Below are 24,636 nucleotides of genomic sequence, written 5' to 3' on the forward strand. Positions count from 1 at the left end.
GATAAATGGCTTATTTACCGCATATATTCATTGCGGTATTTAAGAATACGCAATGCAGTATGTTAAACCCTTCAGTTCCCATATAAATACTCATGCGTAGCGCCATCATCGGTTTTGTGATCGGTATCGTCTGGCTGCAAAACCAGCCGGTGTTGCCGTCATTGACGCTTGCGTTGCTGTTGCTGGCTGCGGCAGCGATGCTCGGCGTGGCGGCGCGGCGCTGGCCGCGACCGGTTTTGCGACCGGCTTTGCTGCTAGCCTGCGGTGCCGCGCTGGGCTTTGTCTGGGCCGGGCTGCTGGCGCAGCAGCGTCTGGCGCATGCGTTGCCGGACGATTGGGAAGGGCGCGACGTGACGCTGATTGGCACCATTGACAGTCTGCCTTACCGCTTCGATCAGGGCGTGCGCTTCAATCTGGCGCTGGAGCAGATGCTGGTGTTGCAGCCGGACGGCAGCACCTTAGTGGCATCCGACTTGCCGCCCGATTTCCCCCCTAAAATCGCCTTGTCCTGGTATTCGATGCCGGCAGCGGATGTGGTGCCGGCAGTCGGGCCCGGCGAGCGCTGGCAACTCACGGTACGGCTGCAAAAGCCGCACGGCAATGCTAATCCCGACGGTTTCGATTATGAAGTCTGGCTACTGGAGCAAAATCTGCGCGCCACCGGTTATGTGCGCCCGGATGCGCAAGCGACGCTGAAGAACCGGCGCTTGTCCAGTTTTGTGTTCAGCGTCAGTAATCTGGTCGAATACTGCCGCGCCGGTTTGCGCGAACGCATTTATGCCGCATTGCCCGAGCATGAATATGCCTACGCCGGCGTAATTGTCGCGCTGGTGGTGGGCGACCAGCGCGCCATCGCGCAAAGCGACTGGAAAGTGTTCAACCGTAGCGGCATCGGTCACCTGATTTCGATTTCCGGCTTGCACATCACGATGGTGGCCGGCTTGTTTGCCGCATTGGCGCAATGGCTATGGCGGCGTTCATTGTTTACCAGCGCCGAGTTGCCCTTGCTGCTGCCGGCGCAAAAAGTCGCAGCCTTAAGCGGGGTCGTGATTGCGCTGCTGTATGTGCTGTTGGCCGGCTTCGGGGTGCCGGCGCAGCGGACCTTGTACATGTTGACGGTGGTGGCGGTCGCGCTCTGGTGCGGTCGCTTGACCAGCGTTTCGCATGTGCTGTGCACTGCATTGCTGGTGGTAGTTGTGCTCGACCCCTGGGCCGTGCTTTGGCCCGGATATTGGCTGTCATTCGGTGCGGTGGCGACCATCCTGTACGCCAGCGTCGGACGCGCCCAGCCGCAGCACCATCTGACCGAAACGCCCGACAGAATGACGCGCTGGCGTCAGATTCTGACATCCGCCGCCCATACCCAGTACGTAGTGACGCTGGGTCTGGTGCCGATGACGATGCTGCTGTTTGGCCAAGTGTCGCTGGTCAGTCCGGTGGCCAACGCGGTCGCGATTCCACTGGTCGGTTTGCTGGTGACGCCGCTGGCTTTATTGGGCAGCGTGCTGCCGGCACCATTATCGGGCTGGATTTTGGCCGTCGCGCATGCGCTGGTGGCGTGGCTGGCGGACGGGTTGCAGTGGCTGGCCGGTTTGCCGTGGGCAGTCTGGTCGGCGCCGCTGCCGTCCTGGTGGATTTTTCTGTTCGCCGCGCTGGGAACCTTGTGGTTGCTGGCGCCGCGCGGCTGGCCGCTGCGTTGGCTGGGTTTGGCAGGCTGGCTGCCGCTGGTGCTGAACAGTCCGACCCAGCCGCAGCCGGACCAGATGTGGGTGACGGCTTTCGATGTCGGCCAGGGCATGGCCTTGCTGATTGAGACAAAGCAACACCGGCTGCTGTACGACACCGGTGCGTATTATTCGCCGCAATCGAATGGCGGCAACAGGGTCATCCTGCCGTACCTGAAGGCGCGCGGTATCGCGACACTCGATGGATTGGTCGTGAGCCACAACGATAGCGATCACTCCGGCGGCGCGCTGTCGATTCTGGATGAAATCGAGGTCGGCCAGGTCTGGTCTTCGCTGGCGCTGACAAGCCCAATCGTCGCTGCCGCGCCGCGTCATCAGCATTGCGTGGCAGGGCAATCGTGGCAGTGGGATGGGGTCCGGTTCGAAATGCTGCACCCGCAAGCTTTGATCCTGGATAACCCGAAACAGAAGCCGAATGCGCTCAGTTGCACCCTGAAAATCAGCACCGGCAGCCTTTCGATCCTGCTGCCGGGCGATATCGAGGCGGCGCAAGAATCCGAGTTGCTTGGCAGTAATCGTGACGCATTGCGTGCTAATGTGCTGCTGGCGCCGCATCATGGCAGCGGCACTTCGTCGACCGTGGCTTTCCTGGACGCAGTGCGTCCGGATCTGGCGCTGTTTCAGGTCGGCTACCGCAACCGTTATCGGCATCCGAAGCTAGAAGTGTTCGAGCGTTATGGCGCAATGGGAATACAGCGCCTGCGCAACGATGCATCCGGCGCAATCACCTTACAATTCGATCAGGCAGTACACATTTCCGAATATCGCAGCAGCCATGCCCGCTACTGGTATGGACGCTGAAACAAAAAAAATATAATGACAAGCAAACCACTACTCCATTTCGCCCACGCCAACAGTTATCCGGCCGGCACTTATCGCGTATTTTTCCAGCATCTGCAACAGCATTACCGGGTTCAGGCGCTCGACATGCATGCTCACAACCCGAAATATCCAGTCAAAAACGGCTGGCGCGCGCTGAAACAGGAATTGATCGACGACATGGCGGCGCGCTATACCGAACCGGTGATCCTGGTCGGCCATTCACTGGGCGGCATGCTGAGTCTGATGGCGGCCAAGGATCGGCCCGATCTGGTGCGTTGCGTGGTGTTGCTGGATTCGCCGGTGGTGGCGGGATGGCGCGCATTGCTGTTGCGGGTCGCTAAATCGACCGGTCAGGATTTAAAATTCTCGCCGGCCAGGCTGTCGATCAAGCGCCGCAACGTGTGGCCCGATGCCGACGCCGCATTTGCGCATTTCGCCGCCAAGAAGATGTTTGCGATCTGGCCGCCGCAAGTGTTGCGCGACTACCTCGACAGTGGGCTGGTGCCGCATCCGGATGGCGTGACCCTGCGCTTTACGCGTGAGATCGAGACCTCCGTCTATCGCAGCCTGCCGCATCATCTCGGCATAATTGTGCGGACACCGTTCCCGGTGCCGGTCGGGTTTGTCGGCGGCACCGATTCAGTCGAGTGCCGGCAAGCCGGTATGGCTGCAACCCGGCGTCTGGTCGGACGGCATAACCGGAAAATTCCGGGCAGCCACCTGTTTCCGATGGAGTCGCCGGCGCTGGCCGCTAGCACCCTGCACGATATGATCCGGTCGCTGGTGCCGTCGCGGGAGTAGACCTTGCTACGCACTTGTCCACGAAAGACACAAAAAGCACGAAAGAACTGAATAAATATGGGAACGATTTTTGTAAGTTGGGTTAGCGGCTTCATCGCGTAACCCGACATTTGCGGCTGAGAATGTCGGGTTACGCTATCACTCACCCAATCTACTGATTCCGATTCATCCGTCCTGGACATGGGTATCTAACATCAGTGGGTAATTTCCCCTGAGCATCAATCCTTTTTTACGGCTTGCCGATCTGCCTGAATGGGCCAGATTGGGCTGGGATAGTGGCAAGTACGGTGCCGGTTTGCGGTATAATTTCAATTTCCCGCTCGTGCCGCTCGGCACCTTCTGCAATGACCAAGTTTGTATTCGTAACCGGTGGCGTCGTCTCTTCCCTTGGCAAAGGAATTGCAGCCGCCTCCCTCGCCGCGATTCTCGAATCCCGCGGCCTCAAAGTCACCCTTCTGAAGCTCGATCCGTATATCAACGTCGATCCCGGCACCATGAGCCCGTTCCAGCATGGTGAAGTGTTCGTAACCGACGATGGCGCCGAGACCGATCTCGACCTCGGTCATTACGAGCGTTTCATTTCGACCCGGATGAAGAAGGTCAATAATTTCACTACCGGCCAGATTTACGAATCGGTGATCCGCAAGGAGCGCCGTGGCGAGTACCTCGGCAAGACCGTGCAGGTGATTCCGCACATTACCAACGAAATCCAGGATTACATCCATCGCGGCGCTTACGGTTACGACGTCGCGTTGGTTGAAATCGGCGGCACCGTCGGCGATATCGAATCGCTGCCGTTTCTGGAGGCGGTGCGCCAGTTGAGCCTGCGCGCCGGCCGCAATGCTGCCGCATTCGTGCACCTGACGCTAGTGCCTTACCTGGCTTCCGCCGGCGAACTGAAGACCAAGCCAACCCAGCACAGCGTGCAAAAATTGCGTGAAATCGGCATTTCGCCGGACGCCTTGCTGTGCCGCGCCGACCGTCCGATTCCGGATGACGAACGGGCCAAGATTTCCCTGTTTTCCAATGTGGTCGAAGAAGCCGTGATCTCGGTCTGGGATGCCGACACGATTTACAAGATTCCGCAAATGCTGCACGACCAGGGCCTTGATGACATTGTCTGCGAAAAGCTCGGCCTGTCGCCGAAGCCCGCCGATCTGTCGATGTGGACCAAGCTTATATACGCGCTGGAACATCCGAAGACCGAAGTCACCATCGGCATAGTCGGCAAATACGTCGATCTGACCGAATCCTACAAATCCCTGACTGAAGCGTTGCGTCACGCCGGCATTCATACCGAAAGTCGCGTCAATATCGAGTACCTGGATTCCGAGGAAATCGAAGAAAAAGGTACCGCAGCACTCGCCAAGTACGATGCGATTCTGGTGCCGGGCGGCTTCGGCAAGCGCGGCGTGGAAGGCAAGATCGCCGCCGCCCAGTTCGCGCGCGAACACAAGATTCCTTATCTGGGAATCTGTCTCGGGATGCAGGTTGCCTTGATCGAATACGCGCGCAACATGGCCGGCCTCGCCAATGCCAATTCGACCGAATTCAACCCGGAAACCGATCAGCCGGTGGTGGCACTCATCAATGAGTGGCAAAACCATGACGGCCAGGTAGAACGGCGCGATATCAATTCCAACCTCGGCGGCACCATGCGTCTCGGTGCGCAAACCTGCACGGTCAAGCCGGGCACAATGGCAGCGGAAATCTATGGCACTACGGTGACTGAGCGCCATCGCCACCGCTACGAAGCGAATAACCATTATCTGGGTCGGGTCGAAGAAGCCGGCATGGTTGTGTCGGCCCGTACTCCAACCGAAAATCTGTGCGAAATCATGGAGTTGCCACGCTCCGGACCGAACGCGCATCCGTTCTATTTCGGCGTGCAATATCACCCGGAATTCAAATCGACCCCGCGCGATGGTCATCCGCTGTTCACCGCCTTTATCAAGGCAGCGCTGGCCTACAAGCAGGCCGCCCAAGTTACGGAGACTGCATGAGGCTTTGCGATTTTGAGGTCGGTCTCGACCATCCATTTTTCCTGATCGCCGGTCCGTGCGTAATCGAGTCGCGCCAGATGGCTCTTGACACCGCTGGTCAGTTGAAGGAAATCACCGCGGCGCTGGGAATTCCATTCATCTACAAATCATCCTTTGACAAGGCCAACCGTTCTTCCGGCACTTCTTTCCGCGGCCTCGGCATGGAAAAAGGGCTGGAAATTCTGGCTGATGTAAAGCAGCAGATCGGGGTGCCGGTCCTGACCGATATCCACGAGATCGACGAAGTCAAGCCGGTGTCCGCCGTGGTCGATGTGTTGCAAACGCCGGCTTTCCTGTGCCGTCAGACCGATTTCATCCATGCTTGCGCGCAGTCCGGCAAGCCGGTGAACATCAAGAAAGGCCAGTTCCTGTCGCCGCACGACATGAAGAACGTGATCGACAAGGCGCGTGCCGCCGCCAGGGAAGCCGGTTTGCCGGAAGATAATTTCATGGCGTGTGAACGTGGCGCATCGTTCGGTTACAACAACCTGGTGTCCGACATGCGTTCGCTGGCGATCATGCGCGAGACCGGTTGTCCGATCGTGTTCGACGCTACCCATTCGGTGCAATTGCCGGGCGGGCAGGGCGCGACTTCCGGTGGACAGCGCGAATTCGTGCCAGTGCTGGCGCGGGCTGCGGTAGCGGTGGGCATTTCCGGCATCTTCATGGAAACCCATCCGAACCCGGCAGAAGCAATGTCGGACGGCCCAAATGCAGTGCCGCTGGCGCGCATGCGCGAATTACTGGCGACCTTGATCGATCTGGACCGGATCGTAAAGAAAAACGGATTCCTCGAATCCAGCTTCTGATTCAAGCCGATTTCTGCTAATCCTCAAGCAATTCAGTACCAGATTACCAATCTACAAAATTCTTTTTTGGAGCTTTACATGAGCGCTATCGTTGACATCATCGGCCGTGAAATACTCGATTCACGCGGCAATCCTACTGTCGAATGCGACGTACTGCTGGAATCCGGCGTCATGGGCCGTGCTTCAGTGCCGTCCGGCGCATCGACCGGTTCGCGCGAAGCGATCGAACTGCGCGACGGCGACAACAGCCGTTACTTCGGCAAGGGCGTACTAAAAGCCTGCGAACACATCAACACCGAAATCTCCGAAGCGATCATGGGACTCGACGCCAATGAACAAGCGTTTCTGGACCGCACGCTGATCGACCTCGACGGCACCGAAAACAAATCCCGCCTGGGCGCCAACGCCATGCTGGCAGTCTCGCTGGCAGTTGCCAAAGCGGCTGCCGAAGAAGCCGGCCTGCCGCTGTACCGCTATTTCGGCGGTTCCGGCGCAATGCAGATGCCGGTGCCGATGATGAACATCATCAACGGCGGCGCCCACGCCGACAATAACCTGGACATCCAGGAATTCATGATCATCCCGGTTGGTGCACCGAGCTTTCGCGAAGCGATTCGCTATGGCGCCGAAGTATTCCACACCCTGAAAAAAATTCTGCAAAGCAAAGGCTTGACCACAGCAGTCGGCGACGAAGGCGGTTTTGCGCCATCGGTCGCCAACCACGAAGAAGCCATCAAGCTGATCATTCAGGCCATCGAAGAAGCCGGCTTTGAACCGGGCACCCAGATCGCATTGGGTCTGGATTGCGCCGCCAGCGAATTCTACAAGGATGGCAAATACCACCTGGCCGGCGAAGGCTTGACGTTGTCGGCAACCGATTTCACCAACTTGCTGGAAACCTGGTGCGACAAGTACCCGATCATCTCGATCGAAGATGCAATGGCTGAAAACGACTGGGAAGGCTGGGCAATTCTGACCAAAGCCCTGGGCCAGAAAGTCCAGCTGGTGGGCGACGACCTGTTCGTGACCAACACCAAGATTCTGAAGGAAGGCATCCAGAAGGGCATCGCCAACTCGATCCTGATCAAGATCAATCAGATCGGCACCCTGACCGAGACTTTCGCTGCGATTGAAATGGCCAAGCGCGCCGGTTATACCGCAGTGATTTCGCACCGCTCCGGCGAGACCGAAGATTCCACCATTGCCGATATTGCGGTCGGCACCAATGCACTGCAGATCAAGACCGGCTCGATGTCGCGCTCGGACCGCATGGCGAAATACAACCAGCTGCTGCGCATCGAGGAAGATCTGGGCGACATCGCCAGCTATCCTGGTCGTGATGCGTTCTACAACCTGAAATAAACTTGAATTTTCCGGTCGCAAAACTGAATTTTTGCGACTGGGCTCTTGATCCTGATTTTTCCCGATGCGCCTGATCACCATTTCCCTAGTGCTATTACTGGCGCTGATCCAACATCCACTCTGGTTAGGCAAGGGCGGTTGGTTGCGTGTGTGGGATCTGGATCATCAAGTCAATGAGGCGCTTGACAAGAATATTGCGCTCAAGGCGCGTAACGACAAGCTCGAATCCGAAGTCAAGGATTTGCAGAATGGCACCGGCGCCATTGAGGAGCGGGCCCGGTCTGAGCTGGGCATGATCAAGGAAGGCGAAATATTCGTTCAGTTGCTGGCGCCTAGCGCGAGTGGCGCGCCGCTTCAGATAGCGCCGCCGCCAGTGCCAAAGTTAGCACCGAAGTCAACACCTAGCCTCAAGACGCCTGCAGCTAAAAAACCTGCTCGGTAGCGCCGTCTGCCTTTTTGGAAGATTGAATCCAGGTTTATGCCAGCGATCCCAGCGCCACCCGTGCAGCGGCCAGATCCCAGGCGGCCTGCCCTACGGTTTTAAATACCGGCATTTTCGGCATTTGCGACAAGTGGACCGTGCCATCCAGTAGCTGCGATAGCGCAACTACCTGGCTCCAATCGACTTCAGCCTGCAGCAGGTCGCCTGCTTCATGCCGGGCGCCGTCCAGATCGTCCACTACTATTTGCCGCTGATGCAGTAACTGCGGCGGAAATTCCGCCATCTCTGGCTTGAACGCGCCCACTCCGATAGCCAGCGTAGTGGCGGCAATCTGCGTCGGAATGACCGGGGTTTTGGAAGTGGTTAAGGCGATCACGACATCGGTCGCGGGCAACTCCGATTCCAGTTGCGCTGCGCAAAGTGGCACAGCGGTAATCCCGGCATGGCGCTCGCGCAACGCAGCGCAAAATGCTTGCGCCTTGTGGGCCGTAGTGGCGGCGATCCAGAACCGCGACACGCCAAAAAAATCCACCAGCGCATCGACGTGCGCTGCAGCCTGAATTCCGGCGCCGATGATCAGCACTGATTCGGGCGTTTTCGGCAGCAAGGTCTGAATTCCCAGCAGCGTGACGGCCGCGGTGCGGCGCGCGGTAACGGTCGGGCCATCCAGCAACATCAGCCTGCGCCCGGTGGAAGTTTCAAAAACGATCACTTCGCCCTGAATTGCCGGCAAGTCGTGCTGCGCATTGCCGGTGTGCACGGTAATCAATTTGGTTACGCTAATGTCGCTGCCGATGGCTGGCATGCACAGCAAAACGCTGGCCGGATCAATCGGCACCACCAGACGCTCGGGAGCCTGGATGTGCCGCTGGGCTAACTCGCGCATCGCCTGCGCGATTGCTGGCACCAGTCTGGAATAAGGCAACGCCTGCGCAGTTTGAATCGAATCTAAAATTTTCATGGTAATAGCTTTATATTTTTTATAAGGAGTATATGCAAAAACACATACGTTCCCGCATGCTTTATGTGCGATGTTAAAAAATACCTAGGTGGGTATATTTTTTGCTAAAAACTGCGCTCAATGCTTGAATGCGCTGTTAGGCAGCAAGTGTTCGACCGGCACGTCGGTAACAAACAATTGCGCGCAATCGACTTTATCGAACGCGTAGTGCTGGCCGCAAAAGTCGCAATTAATCTCCAGCGCGCCTTGCTCCTGCAGCGCTTCGGTGATTTCGTCCTGACCCAGCATTTTCAGCATGTTGCCGACTTTTTCGCGGCTGCAGTTGCAATGAAAGCAAGGTTGCCGGGGTTCGAAGACGCGGATGGTTTCTTCCCAGAACAGGCGGTGCATCAGAGTGCTGATGTCGGTCGATAGCAACTCGTCGCGCTGCAAGGTAGTTCCCAGCGCCACTGCGCGGTGCCAGGTTTCCAGGTCATCTTCGATCGGGGCGTCGATGCCGCCGTTGTTGGGCAGTTTTTGCAGCAGCAAGCCGCGCGCTACCGCGCCGTTGGCGGCGAGCCAGAGCTTGGTGTCGAGTTGCTCGGAGCGCAGCATGTAATTCTCGATTACTTCCGCCACCGTTTCGCCGTCCAGCGGCACGATGCCTTGATAGGCTTGCTGGCCTGGCAGTTTGTCGTGCGGGTCGAGCGTGATCGCAAAGCGGCCTTTGCCGTGTGCATGTATCAGTTGCTGCAAGCCGGCCGCGTCGTCGATGACAACATCGGGCGCGAGTTTGGCGGTGGCGCGCAGTTGCAGGTCGGCGTCGCATTCGACCACCAGCAGCCGCACCGGGCCATCGCCGTGGATCTGCATGATGATCGCGCCATTGAATTTAAGATTGGCCGACAGCAGGGCGGCTGCCGCCAGCATTTCGCCCAGCAGCGTCTTGACTGCTGGCGGGTAATCGCTGTGCACCAGAATCTGCTGCCAGGTGTCGGATAGTTCCACCAGTTCGCCGCGCACTGCCGCGTTTTCGAACATGAATTTTTGCAGCGTATCTGCTGTGTCTGCGGTATTTTCTGTAACTGCCATCATTATCCGATCCGTTTGCATTCTGTTTTGAACAATTGACCGCGCGCGACGTAACTGGCGGCGCTGGCCTGGAGTTGCGCCACGTCCTGTTCGCTCAAGCTGCGCACGGCTTTGGCCGGCGCGCCGATGATCAGGCTATTGTCGGGAAATTCCTTGCCTTCGGTGATCAGCGCACCCGCGCCGACCAGACAATTTTTGCCGATTTTTGCGCCATTCATGATCACGGCCTGGATGCCAATCAGCGAACCGTCGCCGATGGTGCAGCCGTGCAGCATCGCCTGATGGCCGATCGTGACATTTTCGCCGATGGAAAGCGGATAACCGATGTCGGTATGCAGCACGCAGGATTCCTGCACATTGCTGTTTTTACCGACGCTGATAAGTTCATTGTCGCCGCGCATCGTGACTTCGAACCAGACGCTGGCGTTGGCTGCAATGTCGATTTTGCCGATCAGGTTGGCGCTGTCGGCGATAAAGGCGGAAGGATCAATCCGGGGCGCGTGTTCGCCCAATTGGTAAATGGCCATGTTGTTCCGTAAAATAAGGGGTTAAATTTTTTATGGCGTCATTTTAACGCTGCCCGCATGAATCCATCTTCCCCGCCCGATTTCTCCCCGCCGCCCGCAGAATTGCAAGAGTTGCGTGATTTGCGTGCCGCCGCGCTGTTCTGGCTGTGCGAGCCGGACCCGGTCACTAAAGCCGCAGGCGTGAGCGCGCTGGCGCAGGCTTGGCCGACGGGCGCGATGGCGCTCGATGTGGCGGCGACGCTGACGACGGATCGCACCATTCCGGGCCAGCCGGCCAAACCGGAACTGGTGTCGCCGCTGGCGGTAAAACGGCGCGCAATGCACACCGTCGAAGGCCGCGCAATCCTGATCCATGCGCTGGCGCACATCGAATTCAATGCGATCAATTTGGCGCTGGATGTGATCTGGCGCTTTCCGGATATGCCTGTTGCGTATTACGCCGATTGGTTGCAAGTGGCAGCCGAGGAAGCGCTGCATTTCTCGCTGCTGGCCGGGCATTTGCGCGCTCAGGGTTACGCTTATGGCGATTTCCCGGCGCATAACAGTTTGTGGGAAATGGCCGCCAGGACTTCCGACGATATTCTGGCGCGCATTGCGCTGGTGCCGCGCACCATGGAAGCGCGCGGGCTGGATGCCGCGCCGCCGGTGCGCGCCAAGCTGGCGCAGGCCGGCGACCTGGCGGCAGCGGCGATCCTTGACATCATTTTGCGCGATGAAATCGGCCACGTCGGCATCGGCAACCGCTGGTACGACTGGCTGTGCCGGCAGCGCGGCCTGGAACCGGTCGCAACTTACGCCCGGCTGGCGCAGGAATTCGCAGCGCCGGTGCAGCGCGGCCCGTTCAACCTGGAAGCGCGGCGGGCCGCCGGTTTCAGCGAGGCGGAACTGGCGGCGCTGGGGCAGTGAAGCGTTGCGCGCTTACACTCTGCCGGGACTTCTCAATTTTTATGATAGCTCCCTCTCCCACTTGTGGGAGAGGGCTGGGGAGAGGGTGCTCGCAATGAATAAAGTGGGCCAAAACAAGACTGAATCTTGATTGTATTGCCACATAATACGGCCGGAATATTTGCTAAATCCCTCTCCCTAACCCTCTCCCACAAGTGGGAGAGGGGACCAAGCAGTCCTCACCTAGTGAGGCTAAACAGTTACCAATTTTTACAGTATTTGGCAGTATATAAAGATGCAGCATGTTCTATATGCGGTAAATACCATGTTTATCAGCATACTCCATATCTACTAGCAGATTTAGAGGTCGCTGCCGGTGTGGCCGTCTAGCTAAAAAAGTATTTTCCTGTCCGTGCTGCGCTGCAGCAAAATTCGCTGTAGCATACGCAATAACAATCCCATTGCAGTTCCCAGTTCCTAATTTCGTTAACCCCTACTTTCGCATCGTTTTGAAGCGTTACTAGCCGGAGGAAACAGTGTGAAAAGAAAAATCGTGAGTTTGGCCTTGCAGGGCGGTGGCTCGCACGGGGCTTTTACCTGGGGCGTGCTGGATCGCTTGCTGGAAGACGGCAGGATTGATATCGATGGCATCAGCGGCGCCAGCGCGGGGGCGATGAATGCAATCGCGCTGGCTCATGGCTATACCTTGGGCGGGCGCGATGGGGCGCGGCAGGCGCTGAAGGATTTTTGGGATTGCGTGGCCGGCAAGTCGCCGTTCAGCCTGATGCCGGACGATGCCACTTCCGCGCTCGATATCGGCACGCAATCGAATCCACCGCCGATCTTCAAGGCGATGCTGTCGATGGCGCGCTTTTTCTCGCCTTACCAACTCAATCCTTTCGATATCAATCCCTTGCGCGACATTCTGACGGATCAGATCGACTTTGACCGGATCAGGGCCGAATGCAAGCTCAGGCTGTTCATCGCGGCCACGCATGTCAGCAGCGGGACGCTGAAACTGTTCCGCAACAAGCAACTCAGTGTGGATACCCTGCTGGCGTCGGCTTGTTTGCCGACCATTAATCGCGCCGTCGTGATCGACGGCGAATCGTACTGGGATGGCGGCCTGACTGCGAATCCGCCGCTATTTCCGTTGCTGCATCGCTGTTCTGCGCATGATGTGATGGTGATCCTGCTGCATCCGTATCCGCGTCCGGAAATCCCAACCAGCGCCGATGAAATCGCGCACCGCTTGACTGAAATGGGTTTTAGTTCGACCTTTTTTACCGAGTTGCAGGGCCTGGCGCTGGCCAAGCGGGAAGCGCAGCGTGGCTGGCTTTCGTTTGGCCGCCTGGAGCGCCGCCTGAAAAAACTGAATTTGCATTTGATCGACGCCCAGGAAATGATGAGCCAGCTGAATGTCCACAGCAAGCTCAATGCGCAGCCGGGCTTCATCCACGCACTGCGCGACGAAGGCAGAAGCCAGGCCGAGGCCTGGCTGGCGCAAAATTTCGACAGCATCGGCGCGCGTTCATCGTTCAATCTGGCGCGCCTGTTGCATGGCTGATCAGGTTTGATCGGCGGCGCGTTCCTGTTCCATCAGGCGCAGCACGCGGCGCTGGATTTTGCCGGTGGTGGTCATCGGCAATTGCGCGATGAATTCGATTTCCTTCGGATATTCATACGGCGCCAGTTTGCCGCGTACATGATTTTGTAATTCGGCAATCAAATGCTGGTCGCCGATGATGCCGTCGGTTAGCACCACGAAAGCTTTGACGATGTTGCCGCGTTCGCGGTCCGGCTTGGGCACCACGACCACGTTGGCCACTGCCGGATGCTTGAGCAGGCAGTTTTCGATTTCGGAGGGGCCGATGCGGTAGCCGGCGGCCTTGAACATGTCGTCGGCGCGGCCTTCATACCAGAGGTAGCCGTCGCCATCCATCCGCGCCAGATCGCCGGTGCGACACCATGCGCCGCTGTATTTGCTGCTGGTCGCTGCCGGATTCTTGAAGTAGCCGACAAAGATTACCGGGTCTGCATCGCCGTGGATGTCGGTGCGGTTGAGCGCCACTTCGCCAATCGTGCCGGCACCAACCGGATTGCCGTCGTCGTCGATCACCGCGACCCGGTGACCGGGGTAAGGGCGGCCCATGCTGCCGGCTTTGGCCGGCCATTGCAGATAGGAATTGCCGACGATGTAATTTACCTCGGTCTGACCAAACATTTCATTGACCGTAATCCCGAGCGCGCTGCGGCACCAGTCGAACACTGCATCGCCGACCGCTTCGCCGGCACTCATGATGGCGCGCAACTGCAGCGTGTGATGCTGTTTTGGAGCCGGCATCGCTTTCATCATCATTTTCAGCGCGGTGGGGAACAGGAAGGTATTGGTGATGCGGTATTTTTCCAGCAGCGTGAAAGCAGTTTCTGCGCTGAAGCGGCCGCGGTAACCCAGAATCGGCTTGCCGAAATACAGGGTCGGCAACAGTGCATCCATCAAGCCGCCGGTCCAGGCCCAGTCGGCTGGCGACCAGAATACGTCGTTGTCTTGCGGAAAGCCGTTTTGCGATGCAACAAATCCGCTCAGGTTGCCGATGATGGCCGAGTGCGGAATCAACGCGCCTTTCGCCGGGCCGGTGGTGCCGCTGGTATACACCAGAATCGCTGCATCGGAGGCCAGTGTTGCAACCGGCGTAAAGTCGGCGCTTGCCTGCGCCATTTTCTGCTGCCAGTCCAGCGCATCGGGCAAGCTGCATTCGAGCGCCAGCACATGTTTGAGATCCGGGCAAACGGCGCGTATCTGTTGCAGATGGGCCGCGCCGGCCTGATCGACGATAACTACCGACGCCGCGCTATCCTGCAAGCGATATTCCAGCGCATCGGGGCCAAACAGGGATGACAACGGCATCGCGATCGCGCCGAGTTGATGGCAAGCGATATGGGTAATAGCCGTTTCGGGACATTGCGGCAGAATGATCGCCACGCAATCGCCGCGTTGCACGCCGAGCTGGCGCAACAGGTTGGACAGCCGGTTGGCCTGTTCTTGCAGCGCAGCATAGGTGAGCGTTGCGGTGTGGCCGCTTTCATCTTCGTAATAAATCGCGATGCGCTTGCTGCTGTTGCTGTCCTTGGCCCAGCGCGTGCAACAGACTTCGGCAATATTGAGTTCGGTCGGCACCTGCCAGCGAAATGCCTGGTAGATCGCGGCGTAATTGTCTGCCCCATCTGTCGCCAGTGTGGAATTGGGTGAATTCATCGGGTCTCCAGTATAATTATTGAACGGTCGTGCTTTTTAATCGCTGGTTAAACAAATATTTATGGAAATCATCAAACAATCTCGCTCTGAATTTATCACGCTTCGCGGCCTGCAATACCATGTGCGCCATTGGGGTAATGATGATGCGCCAAAACTGTTCATGCTGCATGGCTGGATGGACGTGTCGGCCTCGTTCCAGTTCGTGGTCGATTGCCTGCAGCAGGATTGGCATGTGATTGCGCCGGACTGGCGCGGCTTTGGCCTGACACGATCAATCGGCGCTGACTGTTACTGGTTTCCGGATTATGTGGCCGACCTGGATGCAATATTGGATTGCTACGCGCCGGAGCAGGCGGTCAATCTGCTGGGGCACAGCATGGGCGGCAACGTGGCTGGCATTTACGCCGGCGTGCGGCCGCAGCGCGTCGGCAAGCTGATCAATCTGGAGGGTTTCGGCATGCCTGTGACACATGCGCAGCAAGCGCCCAAGCGTTACGCCCAGTGGCTCGATGAGTTGCGCCAAAAGCCGGTACTACGCACTTATCCGAGCCAGGCGGCGGTTGCCGCCCGGCTGCAAAAGACCAATCCGCGCCTGAACAATGCGCGGGCGGCTTTCCTTTCTGCACATTGGGCAATGGAAAATAGCGACGGTGCCTGGGAAATTCTAGGCGACCCGGCGCATAAAATGACCGGGCCGCTGCTGTATCAGGTCGAGGAAATAATGGCTTGCTGGCAGGCAATCACGGCGCCGGTGCTGTGGGTCGAAGCCAGCGATACCGATGTCTGGAAGTGGATGGGGCCGAAATCGGAGGCCAGAATCGAGATCGATCGCCGCATCGGTTTCATCCGCAATGTCACCACCGCAATGATCGACGACGCCGGCCACATGCTGCACCATGATCAACCGGAAGTTCTGGCGTACCTGGTGGAAGATTTTTTGCTAGAGTAAAAATTACACTGGTCCCGGTCGATGCACTGACGAAGCGAAAAATGTGCACTTGCAGCATTAGTCTTCCAAGGGGGGTACAATAAATCTCCCCCTGATGCGCAAGCCGCTACCATTTTTATGCTATTTCCATGTTAAATGCCGATCTACATTGCCATTCCAACGTCTCCGATGGCCTCCTGACGCCACAGGCGCTGGCTGCGCGCGCCAAACTTAACGGCGTTGAGCTGTGGGCTTTGACCGACCACGATGAAGTTGGCGGCATTGCCCGGGCCAGAGTGGCCGCGGCCGAGAACGGGCTGCGCTTTGTGGCAGGGGTTGAGGTTTCCGTCACTTGGGCGGCGCAGACGGTGCACATCGTCGGCTTGCAGGTTGATGAAACCAATAGTGCGTTGTTGCAAGGCTTGCAGGCGACGCGCGGCGGGCGCGAACACCGCGCACGCGCAATCGCTGCAGAACTGGCACAGCATGGCATTGCGGATGCTTACCAGGGCGCGCTCAAGTATGTGGGCAATCCGGATTTGATTTCCCGCACCCATTTTGCCCGCTACATCGTCGATCTGGGCCATCAACCGGACATCAGCGCGGTGTTCCGCCATTATTTGTCGGAAGGCAAGCCCGGTTACATACCGCACAGCTGGGCCACGCTGAAAGATGCCGTCGGCTGGATACGTAGCGCCGGCGGCACTGCAGTCGTGGCGCACCCGGGGCGCTATAAATACAGCGCGCTGGCGCTTGGCGCATTTTTGGATGAATTCAAGCAGCTCGGCGGCGCCGCTATCGAGGTTGTTACCGGCAGCCATACGACCGACCAGTATCCGATTTATGCCAAGGTGGCGCAGGATTACGGCTTCATGGCGTCACGCGGTTCGGATTTTCATGGACCGCACGAGTCGCGCGTCGATCTGGGCGGATTGCCGCCTTTGCCGGCTGGCGTTATACCGGTCTGGCATGACTGGGCTTGACTTGACCGTTCCACGACTGGGCTATCGTTCCGGCCGTTTTTATAGCAGCGCAAATAGTCGCGTAATACGTACATTCTGCCAGTCTTGCACTCTTGAAATTTCTTTGTGAACGCCTTATCTTCGGAATAACTTATTTCTGATCCAGTCGATAAAAGGCCTTAAATGAAACGCATTGTCCTGTTCCTCGCTACCAACCTTGCCGTGATGCTGGTTATGTCAGTCGTATTGTCGGCATTGGGCGTGAACCGCTACTTGACTGGCAGCGGCCTGAATCTGGGCAGCCTGATGGCGTTTTCGCTGGTGGTCGGTTTCACCGGCGCGATTTTTTCTCTGCTGATTAGCAAACCGATGGCGAAATGGTCCACCGGTGCGCGCGTCATCGATGCGCCTTCGTCGTCCACCGATCTGTGGCTGCTCGATACGGTGCGCCGCCTAGCCGAGAAAGCCGGCATCAGCATGCCGGAAGTTGCGGTATTCGATGGCGCGCCGAATGCCTTTGCCACCGGCGCATTTAAGAACTCTGCGCTGGTTGCGGTTTCCACCGGCTTGCTGGAAAGCATGACTAAGGAAGAAGTCGAAGCCGTCATCGGGCATGAAATTTCCCACGTTGCCAATGGCGACATGGTGACCATGGCCTTGATTCAGGGCGTGGTGAATACCTTCGTGGTCTTTTTGGCGCGGGTGGTGGCTTATGCGATCGACAAGGCCGTGTTCCGTGGTGGCAATAACGATCGCGGCCCCGGCATCGCCTACATGGCTACGGTGTTCGTCTGCGAGCTGGTGTTCGGCTTGCTGGCATCCATCATCGTGGCCTGGTTTTCGCGCCAGCGCGAATTTCGCGCGGACGCCGGATCAGTGCAGTTGCTGGGTCGCACCGAGCCGATGGTGCATGCGCTGGCCCGTCTGGGCGGCGTTGAACCGGGCGAGTTGCCGAAGTCGATGGCAGCGTCCGGGATTAGCGACAAGCCGGGCTTTTCAGCGCTGTTTTCGACCCATCCACCGATTGAGGCGCGTATTGCAGCTTTAACTGCGCTGCGTGGCGGCCAATAAATTTGTAATTATCCTTAATCCCATATTTAACTCACATTTAACCCACTACAGCGACGGTAGTCTTTACGCTACCGTCGTTTTCATTTTCCATCATGAGCCAATTTTTTCAGTTACATCCAGATAATCCGCAACCGCGCTTGCTCAAGCAGGCCGCGCAAATCATCCATGCCGGCGGCATCGTTGCATTGCCGACCGATTCCTGCTACGCGCTGATCTGCCATCTCGATGACAAACATGCGGTCGAACGCTTGCGCCGTATCCGCGGCATTGATGACAAGCATCTGTTGACCTTGCTGTGCCGCGATTTGAGTGACATCGCAGTTTATGCGCGGGTCGACAATACACAGTTCCGCATGCTCAAGGCCGCCACGCCCGGCCCGTATACCTTCATTCTGGAAGCCACCAAGGAAGTGCCGCGCCGTTTGAGCCATCCATCGCGCAAGACGATCGGCTTGCGGGTGCCGGAAAACCGCATCGCGCAAGCTTTGCTGGAAGAGTTGGGGCAGCCCTTGCTGGGTACGACCTTGATCTTGCCGGGACAGACAGATCCTTTGAATGATCCGGAGCAGATTCGCGAACTCCTGTCCAAGCAAATCGAACTGATTGTGGATGGCGGGACGCGTGGCCTGGGAGTGACTACCGTGATCGATTTGGTTGGAGATGAGCCGGTGCTGGTGCGCCTGGGGCGCGGCGACGCCGCATTATTCGGCTTGTAAAAAAACCCAGGAAGAATCCGCAGCTTATGGCATAGTCTGGCATGTATTTTTTGATATCCTCTATTTATATGCGGAAAGAGTACTATTTTTACATATACTCCATTGTATTTAAAATACAATGAGAATGTAAATAGCATTTGCTCCGGTTTTTATCGCGCTTGATGCGATATCTACAATCGCCGCAAACCGATTGCGGTCCATCCCCTCTGATAAAATCCAGCCATGAATGACATGATCCAAACCGTCGCGGTATATGCGCTCCCGGTATTATTCGCCATTACCCTGCATGAGGCGGCGCATGCCTATGCGGCCAAGTATTTCGGCGATTTGACTGCTTACCAGCAGGGGCGCATGAGCCTCAATCCGCTGAAGCACATCGATCCTTTCGGCACCATCCTGATCCCGATTATGATGTATTTCGCTACCAGCGGCGCTTTTCTGTTCGGTTATGCGAAGCCGGTCCCAGTAGATTTTTCACGTCTGCGTAATCCGAAGAAGCAAATGGCCTGGGTCGCTCTGGCGGGCCCGGCGGCGAATCTATTCATGGCGCTGCTGTGGATGATATTCGGCATTCTGCTGGCTGCGCTGCAGGTAGACGACGTGTTTTTCATGCGCATGGTGCAAGCCGGAGTGCTGGTCAATCTGGTGATCTTTGCTCTCAACCTGTTTCCGCTGCCGCCGCTGGACGGCGGACGCATCGTCACCAGCCTGCTGCCGGATAAATATGCGGTTCAGTTTGCCCGCATCGAACCTTACGGCTTCTTCATCCTGATTGGACTGATGTTGCTGCGTGTGCTGGAATATTGGCTGATACCGGTGATGGTGATTGCCAATACCGTATTGAAATTAATCGTTTCTCCTTTGAACTTACTTTTGAACTGACCGACTAACTATGTATCCTGATCGCGTTGTTTCCGGCATGCGCCCCACCGGCGCCTTGCACCTTGGCCATTATCATGGCGCCTTGAAAAACTGGATAAGGATGCAGACCGAAATGCCGTGCCTGTTCTTTGTTGCCGACTGGCATGCATTGACTACCAACTACGACGACCCTTCGCAGATAGAAGCCAGCACCTGGGACATGGTGATCGATTGGCTGGCGGCCGGCGTGGACCCGTCCGAAGCGACACTCTTCATTCAATCCCGGGTGCCGGAACATGCAGAATTGCACTTGCTGCTGTCGATGGCCACGCCGCTGGGTTGGCTGGAGCGGGTGCCGACCTACAAGGATCAAATCGAAAAGTTGTCGCACAAGGATCTCACCACCTACGGTTTTTTGGGTTATCCATTGCTGATGGCTGCCGATGTGCTGATTTATCGCGCCACCCAGGTGCCGGTAGGCGAAGACCAGGTGCCGCACGTCGAGATAACGCGCGAAATCGCCCGTCGTTTTAATCATTTATACGGCAAGGAAAAAGGCTTCGAGGAAAAAGCGCAGGACGCGGTCAAGAAACTCGGCAGCAAGCGCGCCAAGATGTATAACCAATTGCGCACCGAATTCCAGCAGCAAGGCAAGGAAGATGCTCTGGAGCAAGCCAAAGCCATGCTCGATGATGCGCAAAGCTTGTCGATGATCGACCGTGAACGGCTATTCGGCTATCTGGAAGGCAGCCGCAAGCTGATTTTGGTCGAACCGCAGGCGCGTCTGACTGAATCCTCGCGCTTGCCGGGGTTGGATGGGCAAAAAATGTCGAAGAGTTACGGCAATGCGATTGCGCTGCGCGAGGACAAAGAGTCGGTCACCAAGAAAATTCGCACCATGCCGACCGATCCGGCGCGGGTGCGTCGCACTGACCCGGGCGATCCGGAAAAATGCCCGGTGTGGCAGTTGCACCAGGTGTATTCCGATTCCACCACCAAGGAATGGGTGGTCAAGGGTTGCACCTCCGCCGGCATCGGCTGCATCGAATGCAAGCAACCGGTGATCGACGCGGTGCTGAAAGAGCAAGAACCGATGCGCGAACGGGCCCAACAATACCTCGACGATCCGTCGCTGGTGCGTGCAATCGTCGCCGATGGCTGCGACAAGGCACGCAAACTGGCGCAGGAAACCATGCGCGACGTGCGCGAGGCAATGGGTTTGAGCTATAGCTAGCCTAATAAGCATCAATAAGCCGATCCGGATGCGCCATCTTGCCACTTCGCCCACAGATCAGGGTGCGCCTTCCGCCTGGGTGCAGCGCTTTGCTGCGCTGATTCCGCCAGGACCAGTGCTGGATCTGGCTTGCGGCAGCGGTCGCCATGCGCGCCTGTTGGCGACATTGGGGCATCCGGTGTTGGCTGCGGATCGCGACCCGGCTGCGCTGGCGAGTGCGGCCGGGCAGGGCGTTGTCACCATGCAAGTCGATCTGGAAGCCGATGCTGCGGCATGGCCTTTCGAAGCCGGACATTTTGCTGCGATTATTGTTACAAACTATCTGCATCGGCCTTTGTTCCCGCATATTTTGGACAGCTTGGCAAACGGTGGCTTGCTGATATTTGAGACTTTCGCCAGCGGCAATGCGCTCTATGGCAAACCGTCCAATCCGGATTTTTTGTTGAACCGGGGCGAATTGCTCGAAGTGCTCAGGCAGCAACCTTCAGTTACCATGCATGTGCTCGCATTTGAAGACGGCTATACCGAGGCGCCGAAGCCTGCGATGGTGCAGAGGATTTGCGCCATCAAAAACGCGGCAGACTTTGCTCCTGGTCAGCCGCGATTGTTTTGAAACCCTATGCAAGCAAAAAAGCTAAACAGCAACACTGCACCACGGCCGCGGGCTATCCGCTACAATTAATCCTTTATATCCCAACGTATTAAAGACTCTCTATGATTAAGGGCAGCATAGTAGCAATCGTCACCCCCATGCACGCAGACGGCAGCCTCGATCTGCCTGGCTTGCGCAAACTAATCGACTGGCACATCGCAGAAGGCACCGACGGTATCGTGATCGTCGGCACCACCGGCGAATCGCCGACGGTCTCGGTGGAAGAGCACTGCGAACTGATCAAAGTCGCGGTCGAACATGTCAACAAGCGCATTCCGATCATCGCCGGCACCGGCGGCAATTCCACTTCCGAAGCAATCGCGCTGACGCGTTATGCCAAAGAAGCTGGCGCCGACGCATCCCTGCTAGTGGTGCCGTATTACAACCGGCCCACGCAGGAAGGCATGTATCAGCACTTTAAAAAAATCGCCGAATCGGTTGATTTGCCGGTGATTCTGTATAACGTTCCCGGCCGTACCGTGGCCGATATGCATAACGACACCATCCTGCGTCTGGCGCAAGTCCCGGGCATCATCGGGGTCAAGGATGCCACCGGCAACATCGGTCGCGGTACCGACCTGATCCGCCTGGCACCACAATCTTTCGCGGTATATTCGGGCGATGATCCGACCGCCATGGCTCTGATGTTGTGCGGCGGCAAAGGCAATATTTCGGTAACCGCCAACGTGGCTCCACGCGCGATGCATGCATTGTGCATGGCGGCAATGGAAGGCAATGTGGCGCGAGCAATTGAAATCAACAATCGATTACTGCCGCTGCACAACAAACTCTTCATCGAACCAAACCCGCTGCCGGTCAAGTGGGCGTTGACTGAAATGGGTTTGATTCCGCCGGGGATACGGCTGCCGCTGGTGCCGATGTCTGCGCAGTACCAGGATACGGTACGTGCAGCTTTGCGTGAGTCCGGTGTATTGCCGGGTGCATTACAGGGTATATCGCAGTAAGCGCCGACTTCTTTAACGGCCGGAGAGGTTGCATTGCTCCGGCTCCGAACATCGCTTTTTCATTCCGAAACGATATGACTATTCGCAAGAACACTCAGATGGATCAACGTAAGATCGCCCAGCGTGGCATTGTTTATGGCCTGGTTTTGGCTGGCCTGGCCGGTTGCAGTTCCATCGGTTCCATGCTTGAGTCAGACAAACTCGATTACAAAAGCGCGAGCAAGGCGTCCACATCTTCTCTGGAAATTCCACCGGATCTGACGCAGTTGCAGCGCGACAACCGCTATACAATTCCCGATATCAATAACCGTGGCACTGCAACCGCTTCTGGTTTTAACTTGCAACAAAATGTGCAGCGTCCAGCCGCAACAGCTGCAGCGGTTGCGCCCAAGACGGTGGCCGACATGCGCATCGAACGGGCTGGCGACCAACGCTGGCTGGTCATCAAGCAAGCGCCGGAAGTGTTGTGGCCGCAAATCAAGGAATTCTGGCAGGAATCCGGCTTTTTGATCAATATCGAATCTCCTGAAACCGGCGTGATGGAAACCGACTGGGCAGAAAATCGGGCAAAAATTCCGCAGGATATTATTCGCAAAACCCTGGGTAAGGTTCTGGATTCGTTGTATTCGACTGGCGAACGCGATAAATTCAGGACACGGCTGGAGCGTGGCGCTGATGGCACCACCGAAATTTTTATCAGTCACCGCGGCGCGCAAGAAGTGCTGACTGGCAGCGACAAGGAAACTACGGTATGGACGCCGCGCCCTGCAGATCCTGAGCTTGAGGCCGAATTTCTGGCACGTTTGATGGCGCGCTTTGGCGTCGAGACAGCGCAGGCCAAGGTGATGGTGGCGAACGCCGCGCCGGTGCAGGCACGGGCCAGGATCGTCAAGGCAGGCGGCGCCAACGGCACCTATGTCGAAGTTGATGAAAACTTTGATCGGGCCTGGCGTCGGGTAGGCCTTGCTCTGGACCGGGTCGGATTCACAGTGGAAGACCGCGATCGCAGCCAGGGCCTGTATTTTGTCCGTTACGTGGATCAAGACCTGGACGCCAATAACAAGCCTACTGCCGAGAAAGGCTTCCTGTCCCGCCTGTTTTCATCCAGCCCTTCGGACAAGGCCAAAAAAGCACAGCGTTATCGGGTTGTGGTCAAGGGTGTTGCCGCAACCAGCCAGATATCTGTCCTGGATGACAAGGGAAATTCTGAAACTTCATCGGCGGCCGGAAAAATCCTATCTTTGCTGAATGAGCAATTGAAATAAATTACGGGTGCTTAGGTTGCTTATGGCGTTTATGGTGTTCATAACGCTGAAGGTTCTGAGGGTGCCAATTATTGCTGTAGCTGTATTTTGAAGTTCTCCAGCCTGGGCAGCGGCAGCGATGGTAACGCGCTGCTGATCTGCGCCGCATCGGGTATCACGCGCACCACGGTGATGCTCGATTGCGGCTTTGGCATGCGTGAGGCCGAACGCAGATTACTCCGACTGGGCATGACGCCAGGAGATTTGTCCGGCATCGTGGTCACCCATGAGCACCAGGATCATGTCGGCGGCGTATTCACGCTGGCGCGCCGCCACCGCATTCCTGTCTGGCTCAGTTTCGGCACTTATCAGGCTGTAGTGCATAAATGCGATGGGGTCGAACTGCATTTTTGCCGCGATGGCGATAATTTGACCATTGGCGACTTGTCCTTGGCGCCTTACACGGTGCCGCATGATGCGCGCGAGCCGCTGCAATATATCGCAACCGATGGAAACTCCACACTTGGCGTGCTGACCGATGCAGGCCAATCAACGCCGCATCTGGTGCAGGCTCTGGACAGATGCGACGCCCTTTTGATGGAGTGCAATCACGATCGGGTGATGCTAGCCAATTCCAAATATCCGCATTCACTCAAAAAGCGTATCGGCGGCGGCTATGGACATCTTTCCAATGAAAGCGCGTCAGAGATTCTGCGTCAGATCGACAAGTCACGCCTGAAGCGGCTAGTCGGAGGCCATCTCAGCCTGCAAAACAATACACCTGAACTTGCTCTGACAGCTTTAATGCGGGGTTTGGATGGTCATCAGGCCGAGGTGACAGTGGCCTGTCAACAGGATGGATTCGACTGGATCGACTTGTCGCCGGCTTGATTTATTTTTGTGTCCACGGTATGGACAAGTTTTTTGCTGCAGCGCAATAAAATTTGTTTCGGATGCAAAAAAGCCAGCCGACTGGCTGGCTTTTTTAGGCAATCTTACGATTACTTGGCTGGTGCATCAGCAGCTGGTGCGGCAGGAGCAGCTTCAGCAGCTGGTGCAGCAGGAGCAGCTTCAGCAGCTGGTGCGGCAGGAGCAGCAGGAGCAGCTTCAGCAGCTGGTGCAGCAGGAGCAGTTTCAGCAGCTGGAGGAGTAACAATAACTTCTTCTTTTTTGCCGCAGCCAACCAAAACGATAGCCAACAGGGAAGCTAACAAGAGTGATTTTTTCATGGGTATTCCTTAGGTTGAATAAATTACAAATTTATGCGATGAATAATTACC

Annotated in this window: 23 protein-coding genes; 18 read left to right on the top strand and 5 right to left on the bottom strand. The window is 57.0% G+C overall.

What is annotated here, in order from left to right:
- Positions 1–92: 92 nt before the first annotated feature.
- From KGFNPO_RS05665 to ftsB, 6 genes are all read left to right on the top strand, one after another.
- Positions 93–2,546, top strand: a complete 2,454-nt coding sequence (locus KGFNPO_RS05665; protein ID WP_472633517.1) for a DNA internalization-related competence protein ComEC/Rec2 — start codon at positions 93–95, stop codon at positions 2,544–2,546.
- A 15-nt stretch (positions 2,547–2,561) separates the two neighbouring features.
- A complete protein-coding gene (locus KGFNPO_RS05670) occupies positions 2,562–3,368 on the top strand; it encodes an alpha/beta fold hydrolase (RefSeq protein WP_472633518.1) in 807 nt (268 codons plus the stop codon).
- Between the two features lie 344 nt (positions 3,369–3,712).
- Positions 3,713–5,371 carry a CTP synthase gene (locus KGFNPO_RS05675; RefSeq protein ID WP_472633520.1) on the top strand — a complete coding sequence of 553 codons (1,659 nt, stop codon included), beginning with the start codon at positions 3,713–3,715 and terminating at the stop codon, positions 5,369–5,371.
- Positions 5,368–6,219, top strand: a complete 852-nt coding sequence (kdsA, locus tag KGFNPO_RS05680; protein WP_472633521.1) for a 3-deoxy-8-phosphooctulonate synthase — start codon at positions 5,368–5,370, stop codon at positions 6,217–6,219. The genes KGFNPO_RS05675 and kdsA overlap by 4 nt, the downstream gene beginning before the upstream one ends.
- A gap of 78 nt (positions 6,220–6,297) precedes the next feature.
- Positions 6,298–7,581 carry a phosphopyruvate hydratase gene (eno, locus tag KGFNPO_RS05685; protein ID WP_472633522.1) on the top strand — a complete coding sequence of 428 codons (1,284 nt, stop codon included), beginning with the start codon at positions 6,298–6,300 and terminating at the stop codon, positions 7,579–7,581.
- Between the two features lie 64 nt (positions 7,582–7,645).
- On the top strand, positions 7,646–8,023 hold the full coding sequence (gene ftsB / locus KGFNPO_RS05690; RefSeq protein ID WP_472633523.1) for a cell division protein FtsB: 378 nt from the start codon (positions 7,646–7,648) through the stop codon (positions 8,021–8,023).
- Positions 8,024–8,057: 34 nt separating this feature from the next.
- Here the strand turns inward: ftsB and KGFNPO_RS05695 are convergent, their stop codons facing one another.
- From KGFNPO_RS05695 to KGFNPO_RS05705, 3 genes are all read right to left on the bottom strand, one after another.
- The gene (locus KGFNPO_RS05695; protein WP_472633524.1) at positions 8,058–8,984 is read right to left on the bottom strand and encodes a delta(1)-pyrroline-2-carboxylate reductase family protein; all 927 of its coding nucleotides are present in this window, start codon (positions 8,982–8,984) and stop codon (positions 8,058–8,060) included.
- A 117-nt stretch (positions 8,985–9,101) separates the two neighbouring features.
- Entirely contained in the window at positions 9,102–10,055 is a 954-nt protein-coding gene (hslO, locus tag KGFNPO_RS05700; RefSeq protein ID WP_472633525.1) for an Hsp33 family molecular chaperone HslO, read from the bottom strand.
- A gap of 2 nt (positions 10,056–10,057) precedes the next feature.
- On the bottom strand, positions 10,058–10,582 hold the full coding sequence (locus tag KGFNPO_RS05705) for a gamma carbonic anhydrase family protein (protein ID WP_472633526.1): 525 nt from the start codon (positions 10,580–10,582) through the stop codon (positions 10,058–10,060).
- Positions 10,583–10,639: 57 nt separating this feature from the next.
- On the opposite strand from KGFNPO_RS05705, the gene KGFNPO_RS05710 reads away from it, so the two are divergent.
- The gene (locus tag KGFNPO_RS05710) at positions 10,640–11,488 is read left to right on the top strand and encodes a ferritin-like domain-containing protein (RefSeq protein ID WP_472633527.1); all 849 of its coding nucleotides are present in this window, start codon (positions 10,640–10,642) and stop codon (positions 11,486–11,488) included.
- Between the two features lie 517 nt (positions 11,489–12,005).
- Complete coding sequence (locus tag KGFNPO_RS05715) at positions 12,006–13,034, top strand: patatin-like phospholipase family protein (RefSeq protein WP_472633528.1); 1,029 nt, start codon at positions 12,006–12,008, stop codon at positions 13,032–13,034.
- Here the strand turns inward: KGFNPO_RS05715 and KGFNPO_RS05720 are convergent, their stop codons facing one another.
- Positions 13,035–14,723 (bottom strand): acyl-CoA synthetase, encoded by a 1,689-nt coding sequence (locus KGFNPO_RS05720; RefSeq protein ID WP_472633529.1) that lies wholly within the window; start codon positions 14,721–14,723, stop codon positions 13,035–13,037.
- A 61-nt stretch (positions 14,724–14,784) separates the two neighbouring features.
- On the opposite strand from KGFNPO_RS05720, the gene KGFNPO_RS05725 reads away from it, so the two are divergent.
- From KGFNPO_RS05725 to KGFNPO_RS05770, 10 genes are all read left to right on the top strand, one after another.
- Entirely contained in the window at positions 14,785–15,672 is an 888-nt protein-coding gene (locus KGFNPO_RS05725; RefSeq protein ID WP_472633530.1) for an alpha/beta fold hydrolase, read from the top strand.
- A 128-nt stretch (positions 15,673–15,800) separates the two neighbouring features.
- Positions 15,801–16,634 (top strand): 3',5'-nucleoside bisphosphate phosphatase, encoded by an 834-nt coding sequence (locus tag KGFNPO_RS05730; protein ID WP_472633531.1) that lies wholly within the window; start codon positions 15,801–15,803, stop codon positions 16,632–16,634.
- A gap of 162 nt (positions 16,635–16,796) precedes the next feature.
- The gene (gene htpX, locus KGFNPO_RS05735) at positions 16,797–17,684 is read left to right on the top strand and encodes a protease HtpX (protein WP_472633532.1); all 888 of its coding nucleotides are present in this window, start codon (positions 16,797–16,799) and stop codon (positions 17,682–17,684) included.
- A gap of 92 nt (positions 17,685–17,776) precedes the next feature.
- Positions 17,777–18,400: an L-threonylcarbamoyladenylate synthase gene (locus KGFNPO_RS05740; protein WP_472633533.1), complete on the top strand. Its 624-nt coding sequence runs from the start codon at positions 17,777–17,779 to the stop codon at positions 18,398–18,400.
- Positions 18,401–18,622: 222 nt separating this feature from the next.
- The gene (locus tag KGFNPO_RS05745) at positions 18,623–19,282 is read left to right on the top strand and encodes a site-2 protease family protein (RefSeq protein ID WP_472633534.1); all 660 of its coding nucleotides are present in this window, start codon (positions 18,623–18,625) and stop codon (positions 19,280–19,282) included.
- Positions 19,283–19,292: 10 nt separating this feature from the next.
- A complete protein-coding gene (locus tag KGFNPO_RS05750; protein ID WP_472633535.1) occupies positions 19,293–20,495 on the top strand; it encodes a tryptophan--tRNA ligase in 1,203 nt (400 codons plus the stop codon).
- 28 nt (positions 20,496–20,523) lie between these two features.
- Positions 20,524–21,108: a class I SAM-dependent methyltransferase gene (locus KGFNPO_RS05755; RefSeq protein WP_472633536.1), complete on the top strand. Its 585-nt coding sequence runs from the start codon at positions 20,524–20,526 to the stop codon at positions 21,106–21,108.
- A 101-nt stretch (positions 21,109–21,209) separates the two neighbouring features.
- The gene (dapA, locus tag KGFNPO_RS05760; RefSeq protein ID WP_472633537.1) at positions 21,210–22,112 is read left to right on the top strand and encodes a 4-hydroxy-tetrahydrodipicolinate synthase; all 903 of its coding nucleotides are present in this window, start codon (positions 21,210–21,212) and stop codon (positions 22,110–22,112) included.
- 74 nt (positions 22,113–22,186) lie between these two features.
- Positions 22,187–23,377 (top strand): outer membrane protein assembly factor BamC, encoded by a 1,191-nt coding sequence (bamC, locus tag KGFNPO_RS05765; protein WP_472633538.1) that lies wholly within the window; start codon positions 22,187–22,189, stop codon positions 23,375–23,377.
- Positions 23,378–23,464: 87 nt separating this feature from the next.
- Complete coding sequence (locus KGFNPO_RS05770) at positions 23,465–24,247, top strand: MBL fold metallo-hydrolase (RefSeq protein ID WP_472633540.1); 783 nt, start codon at positions 23,465–23,467, stop codon at positions 24,245–24,247.
- 110 nt (positions 24,248–24,357) lie between these two features.
- On the opposite strand, the gene KGFNPO_RS05775 is transcribed toward KGFNPO_RS05770, so the two are convergent.
- The gene (locus KGFNPO_RS05775; RefSeq protein ID WP_472615231.1) at positions 24,358–24,585 is read right to left on the bottom strand and encodes a hypothetical protein; all 228 of its coding nucleotides are present in this window, start codon (positions 24,583–24,585) and stop codon (positions 24,358–24,360) included.
- Between the last annotated feature and the right edge of the window lie 51 nt (positions 24,586–24,636).

The organism is Gelidimonas diazotrophica (assembly GCF_055694025.1).

Bases quoted from the DNA above. Each gene is read 5' to 3' on its own strand.
- KGFNPO_RS05665 (WP_472633517.1), top strand. From the start codon at position 93: ATGCGTAGCGCCATCATCGGTTTTGTGATCGGTATCGTCTGGCTGCAA.
- KGFNPO_RS05670 (WP_472633518.1), top strand. From the start codon at position 2,562: ATGACAAGCAAACCACTACTCCATTTCGCCCACGCCAACAGTTATCCG.
- KGFNPO_RS05675 (WP_472633520.1), top strand. From the start codon at position 3,713: ATGACCAAGTTTGTATTCGTAACCGGTGGCGTCGTCTCTTCCCTTGGC.
- kdsA (WP_472633521.1), top strand. From the start codon at position 5,368: ATGAGGCTTTGCGATTTTGAGGTCGGTCTCGACCATCCATTTTTCCTG.
- eno (WP_472633522.1), top strand. From the start codon at position 6,298: ATGAGCGCTATCGTTGACATCATCGGCCGTGAAATACTCGATTCACGC.
- ftsB (WP_472633523.1), top strand. From the start codon at position 7,646: ATGCGCCTGATCACCATTTCCCTAGTGCTATTACTGGCGCTGATCCAA.
- KGFNPO_RS05695 (WP_472633524.1), bottom strand. From the start codon at position 8,984: ATGAAAATTTTAGATTCGATTCAAACTGCGCAGGCGTTGCCTTATTCC.
- hslO (WP_472633525.1), bottom strand. From the start codon at position 10,055: ATGGCAGTTACAGAAAATACCGCAGACACAGCAGATACGCTGCAAAAA.
- KGFNPO_RS05705 (WP_472633526.1), bottom strand. From the start codon at position 10,582: ATGGCCATTTACCAATTGGGCGAACACGCGCCCCGGATTGATCCTTCC.
- KGFNPO_RS05710 (WP_472633527.1), top strand. From the start codon at position 10,640: ATGAATCCATCTTCCCCGCCCGATTTCTCCCCGCCGCCCGCAGAATTG.
- KGFNPO_RS05720 (WP_472633529.1), bottom strand. From the start codon at position 14,723: ATGAATTCACCCAATTCCACACTGGCGACAGATGGGGCAGACAATTAC.
- KGFNPO_RS05725 (WP_472633530.1), top strand. From the start codon at position 14,785: ATGGAAATCATCAAACAATCTCGCTCTGAATTTATCACGCTTCGCGGC.
- KGFNPO_RS05730 (WP_472633531.1), top strand. From the start codon at position 15,801: ATGTTAAATGCCGATCTACATTGCCATTCCAACGTCTCCGATGGCCTC.
- htpX (WP_472633532.1), top strand. From the start codon at position 16,797: ATGAAACGCATTGTCCTGTTCCTCGCTACCAACCTTGCCGTGATGCTG.
- KGFNPO_RS05740 (WP_472633533.1), top strand. From the start codon at position 17,777: ATGAGCCAATTTTTTCAGTTACATCCAGATAATCCGCAACCGCGCTTG.
- KGFNPO_RS05745 (WP_472633534.1), top strand. From the start codon at position 18,623: ATGAATGACATGATCCAAACCGTCGCGGTATATGCGCTCCCGGTATTA.
- KGFNPO_RS05750 (WP_472633535.1), top strand. From the start codon at position 19,293: ATGTATCCTGATCGCGTTGTTTCCGGCATGCGCCCCACCGGCGCCTTG.
- KGFNPO_RS05755 (WP_472633536.1), top strand. From the start codon at position 20,524: ATGCGCCATCTTGCCACTTCGCCCACAGATCAGGGTGCGCCTTCCGCC.
- dapA (WP_472633537.1), top strand. From the start codon at position 21,210: ATGATTAAGGGCAGCATAGTAGCAATCGTCACCCCCATGCACGCAGAC.
- bamC (WP_472633538.1), top strand. From the start codon at position 22,187: ATGACTATTCGCAAGAACACTCAGATGGATCAACGTAAGATCGCCCAG.
- KGFNPO_RS05775 (WP_472615231.1), bottom strand. From the start codon at position 24,585: ATGAAAAAATCACTCTTGTTAGCTTCCCTGTTGGCTATCGTTTTGGTT.